This window comes from Paracoccus sp. MA (assembly GCF_020990385.1).
In the GTDB taxonomy this organism is placed as follows: Bacteria; Pseudomonadota; Alphaproteobacteria; order Rhodobacterales; family Rhodobacteraceae; genus Paracoccus.
Genome location: NZ_CP087599.1, coordinates 581,697 through 597,227 on the forward strand (window position 1 = coordinate 581,697; position 15,531 = coordinate 597,227).

The 15,531-nt window shown below is 64.8% G+C and carries 13 protein-coding genes; all 13 read left to right on the top strand.

Annotated features, from left to right (window positions below):
- The first annotated feature begins 7 nt into the window (after positions 1-7).
- The 13 genes from LOS78_RS21645 (at position 8) to LOS78_RS21705 (ending at position 15,475) form a co-directional block, all read left to right on the top strand.
- Positions 8-1,672, top strand: coding sequence for a thiamine pyrophosphate-dependent enzyme (locus LOS78_RS21645; RefSeq protein WP_230378696.1), 1,665 nt, complete (start codon positions 8-10; stop codon positions 1,670-1,672).
- On the top strand, positions 1,669-3,765 hold the full coding sequence (locus LOS78_RS21650) for a hydantoinase/oxoprolinase family protein (protein ID WP_230378697.1): 2,097 nt from the start codon (positions 1,669-1,671) through the stop codon (positions 3,763-3,765). The genes LOS78_RS21645 and LOS78_RS21650 overlap by 4 nt, the downstream gene beginning before the upstream one ends.
- On the top strand, positions 3,762-5,396 hold the full coding sequence (locus LOS78_RS21655) for a hydantoinase B/oxoprolinase family protein (RefSeq protein ID WP_230378698.1): 1,635 nt from the start codon (positions 3,762-3,764) through the stop codon (positions 5,394-5,396). The genes LOS78_RS21650 and LOS78_RS21655 overlap by 4 nt, the downstream gene beginning before the upstream one ends.
- Positions 5,393-6,613 (top strand): pyridoxal phosphate-dependent aminotransferase, encoded by a 1,221-nt coding sequence (locus tag LOS78_RS21660; RefSeq protein WP_028717348.1) that lies wholly within the window; start codon positions 5,393-5,395, stop codon positions 6,611-6,613. The genes LOS78_RS21655 and LOS78_RS21660 overlap by 4 nt, the downstream gene beginning before the upstream one ends.
- Entirely contained in the window at positions 6,610-7,431 is an 822-nt protein-coding gene (locus tag LOS78_RS21665) for an NAD(P)-dependent oxidoreductase (protein WP_230378699.1), read from the top strand. The genes LOS78_RS21660 and LOS78_RS21665 overlap by 4 nt, the downstream gene beginning before the upstream one ends.
- Positions 7,428-8,636: an FAD-binding oxidoreductase gene (locus LOS78_RS21670; protein WP_028717350.1), complete on the top strand. Its 1,209-nt coding sequence runs from the start codon at positions 7,428-7,430 to the stop codon at positions 8,634-8,636. The genes LOS78_RS21665 and LOS78_RS21670 overlap by 4 nt, the downstream gene beginning before the upstream one ends.
- Positions 8,637-8,701: 65 nt before the next feature.
- Positions 8,702-9,616, top strand: a complete 915-nt coding sequence (locus LOS78_RS21675) for a LysR substrate-binding domain-containing protein (RefSeq protein WP_028717351.1) — start codon at positions 8,702-8,704, stop codon at positions 9,614-9,616.
- 126 nt (positions 9,617-9,742) lie between these two features.
- Entirely contained in the window at positions 9,743-10,462 is a 720-nt protein-coding gene (locus LOS78_RS21680; RefSeq protein ID WP_028717352.1) for an SDR family oxidoreductase, read from the top strand.
- A gap of 6 nt (positions 10,463-10,468) precedes the next feature.
- On the top strand, positions 10,469-11,218 hold the full coding sequence (locus LOS78_RS21685) for an SDR family NAD(P)-dependent oxidoreductase (protein WP_230378700.1): 750 nt from the start codon (positions 10,469-10,471) through the stop codon (positions 11,216-11,218).
- Positions 11,134-12,360, top strand: a complete 1,227-nt coding sequence (locus LOS78_RS21690) for an amino acid ABC transporter substrate-binding protein (protein WP_230378701.1) — start codon at positions 11,134-11,136, stop codon at positions 12,358-12,360. Before LOS78_RS21685 ends, LOS78_RS21690 begins: the two co-directional genes overlap by 85 nt.
- Positions 12,361-12,453: 93 nt before the next feature.
- Positions 12,454-13,632, top strand: a complete 1,179-nt coding sequence (locus LOS78_RS21695) for an ABC transporter permease subunit (protein ID WP_230378702.1) — start codon at positions 12,454-12,456, stop codon at positions 13,630-13,632.
- The gene (locus tag LOS78_RS21700) at positions 13,629-14,714 is read left to right on the top strand and encodes an amino acid ABC transporter permease (protein ID WP_230378703.1); all 1,086 of its coding nucleotides are present in this window, start codon (positions 13,629-13,631) and stop codon (positions 14,712-14,714) included. Before LOS78_RS21695 ends, LOS78_RS21700 begins: the two co-directional genes overlap by 4 nt.
- An 11-nt stretch (positions 14,715-14,725) precedes the next feature.
- The gene (locus LOS78_RS21705) at positions 14,726-15,475 is read left to right on the top strand and encodes an amino acid ABC transporter ATP-binding protein (protein ID WP_230378704.1); all 750 of its coding nucleotides are present in this window, start codon (positions 14,726-14,728) and stop codon (positions 15,473-15,475) included.
- Positions 15,476-15,531: the final 56 nt, after the last annotated feature.

Below are 15,531 nucleotides of genomic sequence, written 5' to 3' on the forward strand. Positions count from 1 at the left end.
TACGGGAATGCGCAACGGAGGTCAGCTTCTGGTTGAAAGCCTGGTCGCGCTTGGCGCGGAAAAGGGTTTCGGCGTTCCAGGGGAAAGCTATCTTGCGGTGCTGGATGCGCTGCACGATACGCAAGGCAAGCTTGATTTCGTGCTGTGCCGGAACGAGGGCGGTGCGGCCTTCATGGCGGCGGCCTGGGGCAAGCTGACCGGCCAGCCGGGCCTGTGCTTCGTGACGCGCGGGCCGGGCGTCACCAATGCCTCGATCGGCGTGCATACCGCGATGCAGGATTCGGCGCCGATGATCCTGTTCGTGGGCCAGGTGGCGACCTCCATGAAGGGCCGCGAGGCGTTCCAGGAGATCGACTATCGCGCCGTTTTCGGCACGATTGCGAAATGGGCGGTCGAGATCGACGATGTCGGGCGCATCCCCGAGATCCTCGCCCGCGCATGGACCACGGCGCTGACCGGCCGTCCCGGCCCGGTGGTGATCGCGCTGCCCGAGGACATGCTGACCAGCCTGACCGACGCCGCGCCGCTGGCCGGTCCCGCGCGCATCACCGAGCCGGCCCCGACCGCCGAAGCCCTGGCCGAGGCGCTGGCGATGCTGGAAGGGGCGGCACGCCCCCTGATCCTGCTGGGCGGCTGCAACTGGACCGAAGCCGGGCAGAAAGCATTGCAGGCTTTCGCCGAGAAGAGCGACATCCCGGTCGTCGCCGCTTTCCGCTATCAGGACCAGTTCGACAATTTCTCGCCGGTCTATGCCGGCGAGGCGGGGGTCGGCATGCCTGCTCACGTGCGCAAGCTGATCCTTGATGCCGATGTGATCCTGGCGATCAATGTCCGTTTCGGTGAGATGACGACGGATGGCTACACGCTGCTGAACGTGCCAGTCCCGGTCCAGAAACTGATCCATGTTCATGCCTCGGATCGCGAGATCGGCAAGATCTATCAGCCGACGCTTGGCATTCAGGCGGGGCCGAATGCCTTCGCCGCCGCCCTGCGCCCGGTAAAGGGCAACTGGGCCGCGTGGCGCGCGAATGGTCGCAAGGCCTACGAGGACGGTTTCGAGGCGCCCGCCCAGCCCTCGCCCGTGGATATGGTCCTGGCTACCGCGCATCTGCGCGAGGTGCTGCCCGAGGATGCGATCCTGACCAATGGCGCGGGCAACTTCACCGTCTGGCCGAACAAGTTCTACAAGTTCGGGCCCAAGGCGCGGCTGCTGGCGCCGCAATCCGGGGCGATGGGCTACGGCGTTCCTGCGGCGGTCGCCGCCAAGGTCGCCTTCCCCGAGCGCACCGTGGTCTGCTTCGCCGGCGACGGCGATTTCCAGATGAACTGCCAGGAGCTTGGCACCGCCATGCAGGCCGGCGCGCAGCCGATCATCCTGGTGCTGAACAACGGCATCTACGGCACCATCCGCGCCCATCAGGAGCGCAACTATCCCGGCCGCGTCTCGGGCACGACGATGGAGAATCCCGATTTCGTCATGCTGGCGCAGGCCTACGGCTACCACGCCGAACGGGTCGGGGCGACCGAGGACTTCCCGGCGGCCTTTGCCCGTGCCCGCGCCTCGCGCAGCGGTGCGCTGCTGGAGCTGAACATTTCGCCCGAGGCGCTGACCCCGCGCCAAACCCTGTCACAGATGCGCGAAGCCGCGCTGAAAGCAAAGGAAACCGCATGAGCGCCGCCCGTCAACAGATCCGGTTGGGTGCGGATATCGGCGGCACCTTCACCGACATCGCGCTGGATTGCCGCGGCACGATGTTTTCGACCAAGGTGCTGACGAATTACAGCGCGCCGGAACAGGCCATCCTGGACGGGATCGAGATCGTGACCCGCGACGCCGGCATCTCGCCCGCTGACCTGGACATCGTGATCCACGGCACCACGCTGGCGACCAATGCGCTGATCGAACGGCGCGGCGTCCGCACGGCGCTTGTCACCACCGAGGGTTTCCGCGACGTGATCGAGATGCGGACCGAGAACCGCTTCGAGCAATACGACCTGAACCTGAAGCTGCCCACCCCGCTGATCCCGCGCGAGGACCGTTTCACGGTCAAGGGCCGGATCGGGGCGCAGGGGCAGGAGCTTCAGCCGCTGGACGAGGCCGCGCTGGAAGAGATTGCCGACAGGATCGCCGCCGAGGGCTTCGGCGCCGTCGCCATCGGCTTCATCCATTCCTACATGAATCCGGCGCATGAACGCCGCGCCCGCGAAATCATCGCGGCCAAGGTCAATGTGCCGATCTCGATCTCCGCCGAGGTCTCGCCGCAGATGCGCGAGTTCGAGCGGTTCAACACCGTCTGCGCCAATGCCTATGTGCGGCCGCAGATGGCGGATTACCTGGCCCGGCTTCAGGTCCGGCTGAAGGAGATGGGGGCCGATTGCCCGGTCTTCATGATCCACTCCGGCGGTGGGCTGATCTCGGTCGAGACGGCGGCCGAATTTCCCGTGCGCCTGGTCGAATCCGGCCCGGCGGGCGGCGCGATCTTTGCCGCCGACGTGGCGCAGCGGTTCGGGCTGGAGACCGTGGTCAGCTACGACATGGGCGGCACCACTGCCAAGATCTGCCTGATCGAGGATTTCCAGCCCAAGACCGCCCGAACCTTCGAGGTCGCCCGCACCTATCGCTTCTGCAAGGGCTCGGGCATGCCGATCTCGATCCCGGTGATCGAGATGATCGAGATCGGGGCGGGGGGCGGCTCCATCGCTTGGGTCGATGCCATGGGCCGTATCCAGACCGGCCCGGAATCGGCGGCATCCGAACCCGGTCCTGCCTGCTATCAGCGCGGTGGCAAGCGCCCGGCGATCACCGATGCCGACCTGGTTCTGGGCAAGCTCGATCCCGACAATTTCGCCGGCGGCGCGATCAGGCTGTCGGTGGCGAATGCCGAAGGCGCCATCGCGCGCGACGTGGGCGACAGGCTGAACCTGCCCGCCGAGGCTGCCGCCTTCGGCATCGTCGAGGTGGTGGACGAGAACATGGCCAATGCCGCCCGCGTCCATGCGGTCGAGAACGGCAAGAACATCAGCGACAACATCATGATCGCCTTCGGCGGCGCCGCTCCGCTGCATGCCGCGCGGCTGTGCGAGAAGCTGGGGATCGACGAATGCCTGATCCCGCCGGGCGCGGGCGTGGGTTCGGCCATCGGCTTCCTGAAGGCACCGTTCGGTTATGAGGCGCTGGCCTCGAAGATCGTGCGCCTGTCCGAATTCGATCCCGCGCAGGTCAATGCCTTGCTGGCCGATCTGAAGAGCACCGCCGAGGGCTTCGTCCGCGCCGGGACCGATGGCACGATCCAGCGCGAGATCACCGCCTTCATGCGCTATGTCGGCCAGGGCTGGGAAATCCCGGTCGCGCTGCCCGACCGCGATTTCGCCGCCGGGGATGTCGAAAGCCTGCGCGACAGCTTCCGCGAGAACTACGCCCGCTTCTTCGGTCGCGCCATCGACGGGCTGGACGGGCTGGAGATCGAGATCGTCACCTTCTCGGTCAAGGCGCAGGACGAACGCCGCGCGCCCGAGCGGGTGGCGATCACCCGCGGCGAGGGCCGGCCGGAGACGCCGGTTACCCGAGCGGTCTTCGACCCGGCGCAGGGCGAAATGCTGACCACCGCCATCGTCGAGCGCCAAAGCCTGACCCCCGGCGCCCGCGTCAGCGGCCCGGCCGTCATCGTCGAACGCGAGACCTCGACCGTCGTCACCTCGCCCTTCGATGTGGTGATGCAGGCCGACGGCACTCTTCTTCTGACCCGCAAGGAGATCGCGGCATGAACGCCAGAACCCAGGATGCGACCCGGGAAATCCGCATGCAGGTCATGTGGAACCGGCTGATCTCGGTGGTCGAGGAACAGGCGATGACGCTGCTGCGCACCGCCTTCTCGACCTCGGTGCGCGAGGCGGGCGACCTTTCGGCCGGCGTTTTCGACCCGCAGGGCCGGATGCTGGCGCAGGCCGTCACCGGAACGCCGGGCCATGTGAACACCATGGCCGAGGCCGTGCTGCATTTCATCGCCGAAATCGGGCGCGACGACATGTTCCCCGGTGACACCTATGTCACCAACGACCCCTGGAAGGGCACCGGGCACCTGCACGACATCACCATGGTCTCGCCGTCGTTCAGGGGTGATGAACTGGTCGGTTTCTTCGCCTGCACGGCCCATGTCGTCGATGTCGGCGGGCGTGGCTTCGGCGCGGACGGCAAGTCGGTCTATGAGGAAGGCATCCAGATCCCGATCATGAAATTCGCCGAACGCGGCGAGGTGAACCGGGATCTGATCCGCATCCTGCGCACCAATGTCCGCGAGCCGAACCAGGTGGTGGGCGATTTCTTCTCGCTGGCGGCGTGCAACGATGTCGGCCACCGTCGGCTGATCGCGATGATGGAAGAGATCGGGCTGGAGAATCTCGACAACCTGGGCGAGTTCATCTTTTCCCGCACCCGCGCCGCCACGCTGGAACGCATTCGCGCGCTTCCCAGGGGAAGCTGGTCGAACGAGCTCTGGACCGATGGCTATGATGAGCCGGTCAAACTGGCCGCGACCGTGAGTTTCGGCGAGGATGTGGTGCATATCGACTTCACCGGCACCGACGGGCAGAGCCGCTGGGGCATCAACGTGCCCCTGATCTATACCAAGGCCTATGCCTGCTATGCGCTGAAATGCGTGGTGGCACCGGATATTCCGAACAACTGGGCCTCGCTGGAGCTGTTCACGGTCTCTTCGCCGGTCAATATCCTGAACGCCGAGCGTCCGGCTCCGGTCAGCCTGCGCCACGTGAACGGCCATATGGTGCCCGATCTGGTGCTGGGTGCGGTCGCCAAGGCCATGCCTGGCCAGATCCTGGCCGAGGGCGCCGCGGCCTTGTGGAATATCCACATCTCCGCCCGCCCGGTCGCCGGGCAGGAAGGGCGCCGCGCGGAAATCCTGATGTTCAACTCGGGCGGCATGGGCGCGCGGCCGGGACTGGACGGGCTTTCGGCGACGGCCTTTCCCTCGGGCGTGATGACCATGCCGATCGAGGCGACCGAGCAGACCGGCCCGATCACCGTCTGGCGCAAGGAATTGCGCCCGGATTCAGGAGGGGACGGCGAGTATCGCGGCGGGTTGGGGCAGATCATCGAGATCGAAGCCGCGCACGGCCATGAGTTCGACTTTTCGGCCATGTTCGACCGGGTGGGCCATGCGGCCAGGGGTCGTGACGGCGGAAAGGACGGCGCGCCGGGCAGGGTTGCGCTGGATGACGGCACGGAATTGAGGCCCAAGGGCTGGCAGCATGTGCCGGCCGGGCGCCGGCTGGTCCTGCAACTGCCCGGCGGCGGCGGTTTCGGCGACCCGGCCCGGCGCGGTGCCGATGCGCGGGCCGAGGATGCCTTCAAGGGCTATGTGACGGAGAAGGGCAAATGAGCTATGTGGCAGACCGCCTTGCGGCGGTGAAACCCTCGGCCTCGATGGCCGCCTCGCAGGCGGCCAAGGCGCTGCGGGCGACCGGGGTCGATGTGATCGACCTGGGCTTGGGAGAGCCGGACTTTCCGACACCCGCCCATGTCGCGCAAGCCGCGCACAAGGCGGCGCTGGCGGGCGAGACGCTTTATACCGCCTCGGCCGGCACGCCTGCGCTGCGCAAGGCCGTGGCCGAGAAGTTCCGGCGCGAGAACGGGCTGGATTACGGTCCCGACGACATCGTGGTGGCGAATGGCGCCAAGCAGATCATCTTCAACGCGCTGATGGCGACGCTGAACGACGGCGACGAGGCGATCCTGCCCGCGCCCTATTTCGTCAGCTATCCCGAGATGGTGAAGCTGCTGGGCGGCGTCCCGGTGATTGCCGAATGCCCGGCAGAGACCGGCTTTCGCCTGACGCCGGAGGTGCTGGAGGCTGCCATCACGCCGCGCACGAAATGGCTGTTCCTGAACATGCCCGGCAATCCCTCGGGCGCGGTCTATTCGCGGGACGAGTTGCGTGCGCTCGGCGCGGTGCTGGCGAAGCATCCGCAGGTGCTGATCCTCTCGGACGAGATCTATGAGCACATCATTTTCGACGGGCGCGCATTCGTCAGCTTCGGCGCGGCCTGCCCGGAACTGAAGGACCGCAGCCTGATCGTGAACGGCGTCGCGAAAGCCTATGCCATGACCGGGTGGCGCGTCGGCTATGCCGCCGGTCCCGCGCCGCTGATCAGGGCGATGAACACGGTGCAGAGCCAGAGCGTCACCTCGGTCGCCGCGCCCATGCAGGCCGCGGCGCTGGCGGCGCTCACCGGCCCGCAGGATTGCATCGCCCGGTTCCGCGAGGCTTTCCAGCGCCGCCGCGACCTGGTGGTGGCGGGGATCGCGAAAATCGACGGGTTGACCCTTCCGGCCCCCGAAGGCGCGTTCTATGCCTATATCGGCTGTGCGGACCTGATCGGTCGTCGCACGCCCAAGGGGGAGGTGCTGGCCGATGACGTGGCCGTGTCGAATTATCTGCTGGCCGAGGGTCATGTCAGCTCGGTGCCCGGCTCGGCCTATGGGCTGGCGCCCTTCTTCCGCATCTCGACCGCGACCAGCGACGAGATCCTAACCGAGGCCATAGCACGGATCGCCCGTGCCGTGGCGGCGCTTGAACCAGCCGAGGTAACCGCATGACTGCCCCACGTTTCGACACCATCCTGATCACCGGGGCCGCCGGCCGTCTGGGCAGCGAATTGCGTCGCGGCCTCGCGCCGCTGGCACGCAGGTTGCGCCTTGCGGACGTGGCGGAGATCAAGGACATCCAGCCCAACGAAGAGGTTGCCGTTTTCGACCTGGCCGACGAGGCCGCGGTGCTGAAGGCGACCGAGGGCGTCGATGCCATCGTCCATTTCGGCGGCGCGCCGCTGGAGCGCCCCTGGGACGAGATCCTGAATTCCAATATCCGCGGCAGCTACCACATCTATGAAGGTGCGCGGAAGAATGGCGTCAAAAGAGTGATCTATGCCTCGTCGGTGCATGCCATCGGCTATTACCGGCTGGAGGACCATATCGACGCCAATGCCCGCCAGCGGCCGGACAGCCTTTACGGGCTGTCGAAATGCTTCGTCGAGAATCTGGGCCAGCTCTATTGGGACAAGTTCGGTATCGAGAGCGTTGCCCTGCGCATTTTCTCGTCCTTCCCCGAGCCGGCCGACCGGCGGATGCTGTGGTCCTGGCTTTCCTTCGACGACTGCGTGCGGCTGGTCACGGCCAGCCTGACCGCGCCGCGCGTCGGCTGCACCATCGCCTTCGGCATCTCGGACAATGCGGTGAAGCCGGTGGACAACCGGCTGGCCGGGCATCTGGGCTATCATCCCCAGGACAATACCGAAGGCTTCCGGGCCGCCATGGAAGCCAAAACCGACCCCGCCGATCCCCATGCCCCCGCCGTGCAATGCCTTGGCGGCTGGTTCGTGGACCTGGGCCACCCCGACGACGAGGCAGCGCAATGAAGGACAGCTATGACGTGGTCATCGTCGGCGGCGCCGTCATCGGCTCGGCGGTGGCCTATTTCCTGACCGCGAACCCGGATTTCAAGGGCTCGGTCCTGGTGGTCGAGCGCGACCCCACCTATCTGAAGGCCGCGACCTCGCTGTCGTCCTCGTCGATCCGGGTGCAGTTCTCCAACCCGGTGAACGTGAAGATCAGCCAGTTCGGCAGCGCGTTCATCCGCGACTTCGCCGAGACGATGCAGGTGGCGGGCGAGCCGAAGCCCGACCTGAACTTCCATCCCGGCGGCTATCTGTTCCTGGCCAATACCGAGGACCAGGCGCGCACCCTGCGCGAGAACCACGAGGTCCAGCGGGCCTGCGGCGCCGATGTGGTGCTGTGGGGGCAGGAAGATCTGGCCCGCGCCTTCCCGCATCTGAATGTCGACGACATCCTGCTGGCCTCTTATGGGCAATCGGGCGAAGGCTGGTTCAACAACACCGGCCTGATGTATGGCTTCAAGGCCAAGGCCCGCGAGCAGGGTGCGGAATATGTCACCGACGAGGTGGTGGCGATCGGCCGCGAAGGCAACCGCGTCACCTCGGTCACGCTGAAATCCGGCGCGGTGATCCATGCGGGAACGGTCGTGAATGCCTCGGGTCCGCGTGCGGCGCTGACGGCGCGGATGGCCGGCCTTGACGTGCCGGTCGAGCCGCGAAAACGCACCCTGTTCGTCTTCGATTGTGCGAAGACCCCCGAGGGCACGGCCCAGGTGAACGCAGGCCGCCTGCCGCTGATGATCGACCCCTCGGGTGTCTTCTGTCGCCCCGAGGGCCGGTTCTTCCTGACCGGCTGTGCGCCGGTCGAGGATCCGGCGGTGGACTGGGACGACTTCGAGCCGCGCTACGAGGAATTCGAAGAGATCATCTGGCCGACGCTCGCCGAACGCTCGCAAGCCTTCGAGGCGATCAAGGTGGTGAACCAATGGGCGGGTCACTATGATTTCAACACCCTGGACCACAACCTGATCGTCGGACCGCACCCGGAAGTGACGAATTTCATTTACGCCAACGGCTATTCCGGGCATGGCTTGCAGCAGGGGCCCGCAGCGGGTCGCGGCGTGTCCGAGCTGATCGTCCACGGTGGCTTCCGCACGCTCGACCTGTCCGAAGTCGGCTATGAGCGCATCGTCGAAAACCGGCCCTTCCTGGAAAAGGCGGTCATCTGATCGCCGGAAAAAGGCGAAGGAACCATGCGTTTGAAACGCTGGATTGACGGAAGTTCGGGGCGGCCATGAGCGACCGCCCCTTTCGCCTGCCGCCGTTGAACGCGTTGCGCGTCTTTCACACCGTCGTGCGGCATTGCAGTTTCCGGGCCGCCGCCGACGAATTGCTGGTGACGCCCCAGGCCGTCAGCCAGCAGATCAAGCTGCTGGAGGAAACCCTGGGGCTTGAGCTGTTCGAGCGCAAGGGCCGCGTCATCGAGCCGAACGAGCAGGCGATCCTGCTGGCGCATTACATCCAGTCCGCCTTCGAGGAGATGGAGGAGGGCGTGCGCCGCGTCACCAAGGTCGGACGGCGGACCCGGATCAATGTGAATGCCAGCCCCTATTTCGCGACACGCTACCTGCTCGACCGGCTTGCGAGGTTCCGGGAAACCATGCCGGATGCCGATCTGCGCCTGACGACGATGGTCGATCTTCCCGATTTCGTGGCGGATGATGTGGATGTGGCCATCCAGTGGGGCTATGGCACATGGAAGCCCTATGAGGCGAGCCTGCTTCTCTATGATTACAAGGAAATCTGCTGCACGCCTGAAATCGCCCGCAAGATCGGGGATCCCGATGATCTGAGAGGCCTGACGCTGCTGCATTCGGTTCTGTCGGATCGGCTTTGGCCCGATGTGCTGGCCCATCTGGGCGTGAAAGCGGAGGTTTCAGGGGCTGCGATCCGCTTTCAGGATGCCGCGACGATGCGGCGCGCGACGGTGGCGGGGCTTGGCGTCGGCCTGATTTCGACCATCGATGCGGAAGAAGACCTGAAACTGGGCAAGCTTGTCGCCCCCTTCGGGCGGGGGATCATGCAGGACATGCCGCGCGAGCACGTGCCCGGCTTCTATCTGGTCCTGCCCAAGGCGCATCGCCGGGTCAGCGCCATCGCGGCATTCTGCAAATGGATCGCGGAAGAGGACTGGACCCAGCCCCAGTGACCGGAGAGGGCGCGATACGCCGCCCCTCGCGCCGGTGAAAGGCAAGAAAAACTTGTCGATCCAGCACTTTTCTTGATTTGGTTGCGCCCCCCGATGCTGCACGCTTCTGCTTGAAAGGATGCAGGCATGACTCGAGCTTTGGTCACAGGCGCCACCAGCGGAATCGGACGGGCAATCGCATTGTCCCTGAGGGATGCCGGTCACGAGGTGATCGCCGTCGGACGGCAACCCGACGCGCTGGCGGATCTTGAGGCGCAAGGCGTCAGAGGTCTGGGACTGGACCTGGCCGAGCCGGCGGCTCTCCGTTCACTCGCGGAATTGGCGCCGGACATTCTTGTCAACAACGCGGGCATGATGCCGGCGATGGTGAACTTCTGTGACCTGCCCGAGGACGAGATGCAGAGAGCCATCGCGGTGAACCTGACCGCGGTGCTGCAACTGACCCGGATGATCGCGCCGGGCATGCGCCAGCGGGGCAGGGGCCATATCTTCTTCACCGGTTCGACCGCAGGCCATGCGCCGTTCCCGAACCTGGCCGTCTACTGCGCCACCAAGGCAGCCATCGGCGGTTTTGCCCAAGCCTTGCGTCTGGACATGGCGCCGCATGGCGTGCGCGTGACCGAAATCGTCGCGGGCCGTGTCGAAAGCGGTCTTTACAAGGATCTGCTGTCGGAGGAGGCGCGCGCGGCGATGTATGCCGGCAACTCCGCCGTGCAGCCGCAGGATGTCGCCGCCATGGTGCTTTCGATCTGGAAGCTGCCGCAGGCCGTGGATGTCGCACGGTTCGACATTCTTCCCACGCATCAGGCGACAGCAACCGGCGGCCAGAACAGGAAACAAGGATAAAGGCAGATGCAGGGACTTTCGGTCGTAATCGTGGGCGGCGGTGCCGGGCTGGGCGCGCTTATCGGCCGCATGGCGGTGGAAAATGGGGCTTCGGCCTTGGGGATCATCGATCTCGACCCCCAAGCGGCGGAGAGGGCACTGGTCCCGGCGCGAGAGGCCGGCATTCCGGCCGTATTCGCGGCCTGCGACATCCGCACCGCCGATGCGGCCCATGCGGCGCTGGACAAGGTGGCCGACGAGTTGGGCCGGATCGACACGCTGGTGAACTCGGCCGCCATCTATCCCAGAAAGCCGATCCTCGAGATCACGGATGCCGATTGGGACGCCTCGAATGCGATCAACGTCAAGGGCACCTATCACATGATGGTCGCGGCGGTCCGCAGGATGCGGCAGCAGTCCCTGAACGGTCTGGTGCGCGGGCGGATCGTCAACATCACCTCGGTGGATGCCTTCAAGGCGCATCCGCAGAATGCCCATTACGCTGCCACCAAGGCCGCCGTGGTCAGCCTGACCAAAAGCATGGCGCATGAAGTCGCCCCCGACGGAATTCTGGTCAACTCGGTCGCGCCGGCCGGCATGGCGACGCAAAAGGCCCGCGAGCTGGGATTCCTTGCCGAACTGGCGAAGGCCAGCCCCCTGGGCCGCGGCGGCGAACCGGAAGAGATGGCGGAATGGGTGCTGATGGCCGGCGGCCCGAAGAATACCTATATGACCGGAGAAAACATAATTGTTTCAGGTGGTTACATTTACGCCTGACACTGTTTCCCTATCCGCGGCGCCAGAAGCGGAAAACCCGGCGCGAAACGCAGGCCGCGGCGGGATCAAGACCGAATGCCTGTAAACAAATGCCAACACGGGAGTGGGCTATGAACTGTTTTCTGAAAACCGGCATTGCCGCCGGTATCCTGACCCTTTCCGCCGCCGGAGCCTTCGCAGGGAACGGCGACACCCTGAAGACGGTGAAGCAGCGCGGCGAATTGCTGTGCCCGGGCCATAACGGCTCGTATCTGGGCTTTGCCGAAACCGATGATCGCGGCAACTGGAAAGGGATCGACATCGAACTGTGCCGCGCCATCGGCACCGCCATCCTTGGCGATCCGTCCAAGGTCCGCATTATCCCGCTGTCCTGGGAACAGCGCTGGCCGTCGCTGCAATCGGGCGATGTGGATATCATGATCAAGGCCTCGGGCGGCACGCTGAGCCGCGACACCGACCTGAACATGCAATTCTCGAACTCGTACTATCTCGGGACGACCCGCGTCCTGGCCCATAAAGAGCTTGAGTTGGAAAGCCTCAAGGACGCCGAGGGCGGCACGATCTGCGTCATGGCGGGCACCTCGCAGGAAAAGCAGCTGACCTCATATCTGCAGCAGATCGGCATCGAGATGGAGGTCGTCGCGATCGAACGCACATCCGAGCTGGAGGGTGCCTATTTTTCGGGCCGCTGCGATACCTACATCCAGTGGGGGCCGGTTCTTGCGGTGTCCCGCGCGGCATCGAACGATCCCGAGGCGCATGTCATGCTGCCCGATATCGTCGCGTTGGAGCCCTCGGTGATGTTGATGCGTCAAGGGGACGACAACTGGGTCGATATCGCGAACTGGACGCTGAGCGCGCTGCTCTTCGCCGAACAGGAGGGCATCACATCGGAAAACATCGATGAGATGAAGGCGAATCCGCCCACGGTCGAAGTCGGCAAGTTCCTGGGTGCGACGCCGGGCATGGGCGCGGGGCTGGGGCTGTCGGATGACTGGGCCTATAACGTGATCAAGAAAGTCGGCAACTATTCCGAAATCTTCGAGCGCAGCTTGGGACAGGAATCGCCCTACAAGATGGACCGCGAACTGACCGCGCTGTGGAAGGACGGCGGCGTGCTGTTCCCCTACATCATCGACTGACAGGAGCAGGCAGTCCCGCAAATCGGGCAGAGCGATCCCTATCCCGATCGCTCTGTCATGCGGTTTCACAGCGACATGTTGGAGGCTCTCTGCATGACAACGATTCCTTTCTGGCGCCGCAAGAAAATCCGCCGACAGGTGCTTCAGGGCGCCTTTCTCGCGGCCATCGCCGCGATCCTGATCATCGGCGCGACGACCGCGCAGAGGAACCTTTCCGCGCAGGGGATCTCGTCGGGCTTCGGTTTCCTGTGGCGCGCGACCGGCTGGGAGATGGGGACCTCGCTGCTGCGGACATCGCCCGGCGATCCCTATTGGTGGTTCATCTTCAACGGCATCCTGAATACGTTGCTGATGGGCTTCGTCGGGCTGTTCTGCGCCACCTTGCTTGGCCTGGTGATCGGCCTTGCGCGCAGTTCGAAAAATGCCCCGGCGCGTCTGCTTGGCACGATCTATATCGAGATCTTCCGCAACATCCCCCTGATCGTGCAACTGTTCTTCTGGTATGCGGTGGTCACGCAACTGCCCAATCCCCGGAATGCCATCCAGATCGGCCATGTCATGCTGACCGGTCGCGGCCTGCACTTTCCCGGTCTGAACGTGACCGTGCTGTCGGCCGTGGTGGCGATTGCGATCATGATCGCCGCGCTGTTCGTCATCTTGTGGATCGCGGTCGCCCGGCGTTTCGGCAGGGTCGAGTCCGCGCGCCGCCGCCTGCTGGGTCTGGGCGTTCTTGTGACCGGCATCCTTGGTGCGGCGGTCGCGCTATCCTGGGGGCGTATCCCCGAGACCCCGCTGGTCAGCCTGCCCGAGTTGCGCGGCCTCAACATTCGCGGCGGCTTCCAGTTGCGGCCGGAAATCTATGCGCTCGCCTTTGCCATCACCGTCTATGGGGCGGCCTATATAGGCGAGATCGTGCGCGGCGGCTTCAAATCCGTTGGCCGCGGCCAGGTCGAGGCCGCGCAGGCGCTTGGCCTGTCGCCCTGGCGGGTGTTCAGCCGGGTGCGGATGCCCTTGGCGGTCCGCGCCATGCTGCCGATCCTGATCAATCAGTATGTCTGGCTGATCAAGGCCACGACGCTGGGGATCGCGGTCGGCTTTTCGGACTTCTTCATGGTCATCGCCGGGTCGATCACCCATTCGGGCCAGACGCTGGAACTGATCGGCATCCTGATGGCGGGCTTCCTGATCATCAACTTCTCGCTTGCCGCTGTGCTGAATCGCGTCAACCGCGCCATCGCCCTGAAGGGCAAGCAGATCGGAGTAGCACAATGACCGATCTTTCGATCCATGCCCCCGACCCGTCGCAGCGCCTGTGGCGCCGGTTGCGCAGCGAATATTTCGCCTCGCCGCTGGGCTCGATCCTCACGCTGGTCTGCGTCGCCATCCTGGGCCTGCTGATATGGTGGGTTCTGGATTGGGCGCTGTTCCGCGCCACCTTCGAGGCCGACGCCCGCGCCGCGGAATGTCGGGCGAATGGTGGTGCCTGCTGGGCCGTCATCGCCAATCGCTGGCGGCTGATCATGTTCGGCATCTATCCCTATGACGAGCAATGGCGGTCTGCGCTGGCCTGCGTGATCGTCATCGCGACCGTCGTTCTCAGCTGCCTGCCGCGCATGTGGGGCATCATACGGCTGGCTGCGATCTGGCTGTTTGCCGCCCTGGCCTTCTATATCCTGATGAAGGGCGGAGCCCTGGGCCTGTCGCGGGTCAGCGAGGAGCAATGGGGCGGGCTTGCCCTGACCTTGTTCCTGTTCGTTTCGACTGTCGTGATCGGGATGCCGCTGGCGGTGATGCTGGCCCTGATGCGCCGATCCGAGATGCCGGTCATCGCCAGGGTCACCGGGCTTTTCATCGATGCTATCCGCTCGCTGCCGCTCCTGGCGATCCTGTTCACCTTTGCCGTGGTGCTGCCTTTCGTGTTGCCCGCCATGCTGACGGGCGAAAAGCTTTACCGCGTGATCGTGGGACTTGCGATCTTCTTCGCCGCCTATCAGGCCGAAATCATCCGCGGCGGGCTGCAGGGCACCGCCTCCGGACAAGAGGAGGCCGCCAAGGCGCTTGGCATCCCCTATCGTTACCGCATCAGCCGGATTGTCCTGCCCCAGGCCTTTCGCCTGGCCTTGCCCGCCACCATCAACCAGATCGTGATCACCTTCATGGAGACCTCGCTGGTGGTGGTGGTCGGCTTTGTCGAGCTGCTTGCTGCAGGCAATGCCGCCTATAACACCGGAGAATGGAAATTCGCCTATGTCGAGGTGTATGTCTTCATCTCGGCGATCTATTTCACCTTCGTTTTCGGCCTGTCCCGTTATGGCGCCTATCTTGAGCGGCGCATGAATGTCGGCCGCCGATAGGAGCCTGCCAGATGAGCAATCGCCAAGCCCCCGCCATCGAGATCACCGGCCTGAACAAGTTCTATGGCAGTTTTCACGCTTTGCGGGATATCAACTTGACCGTATCCCGAGGAGAGAAGGTGGTCGTCTGTGGGCCGTCCGGTTCGGGCAAGTCGACCATGATCCGCTGCATCAACCAGCTCGAAGAACATGATGCCGGCACAATTCGGGTTCTCGGCACGGCGCTGGACGACAGCGTGGGAAGCATCGACGAGATCCGGCGCGAGGTCGGCATGGTGTTCCAGCATTTCAATCTGTTCCCGCATATGACGGTCATGGAAAACTGCACGCTGGCCCCGATGCTGGTGCGCAAGACCCCGCGCGCCGAGGCCGAGGCGACGGCGATGCGTTTCCTGGAAAAGGTCCGCATCCCCGATCAGGCCGAGAAGTTTCCGGGCCAGCTGTCGGGTGGCCAGCAGCAGCGCGTCGCCATCGCCCGCGCCTTGTGCATGAAGCCCGAGATCCTTCTGTTCGACGAACCCACCTCGGCGCTGGACCCAGAGATGATTGCCGAGGTGCTCGACGTCATGAGCAGCCTCGCGACCGAGGGCATGACGATGATCTGCGTCACGCATGAGATGGGCTTCGCCCGCAAGGTTGCGGACCGGGTGATCTTCATGGATCGCGGCGAGATCGTCGAGGAAGCGGCCCCCGACGCGTTCTTTTCAAATCCTCGAAATGAACGGACCAGGCGCTTCCTGTCGCAGGTGCTTGGCCATTGAGAAAGCCGCCGCCAGCGTGATCGCGGAATAAATTGAACGTAAAGCCAACGGGAGGG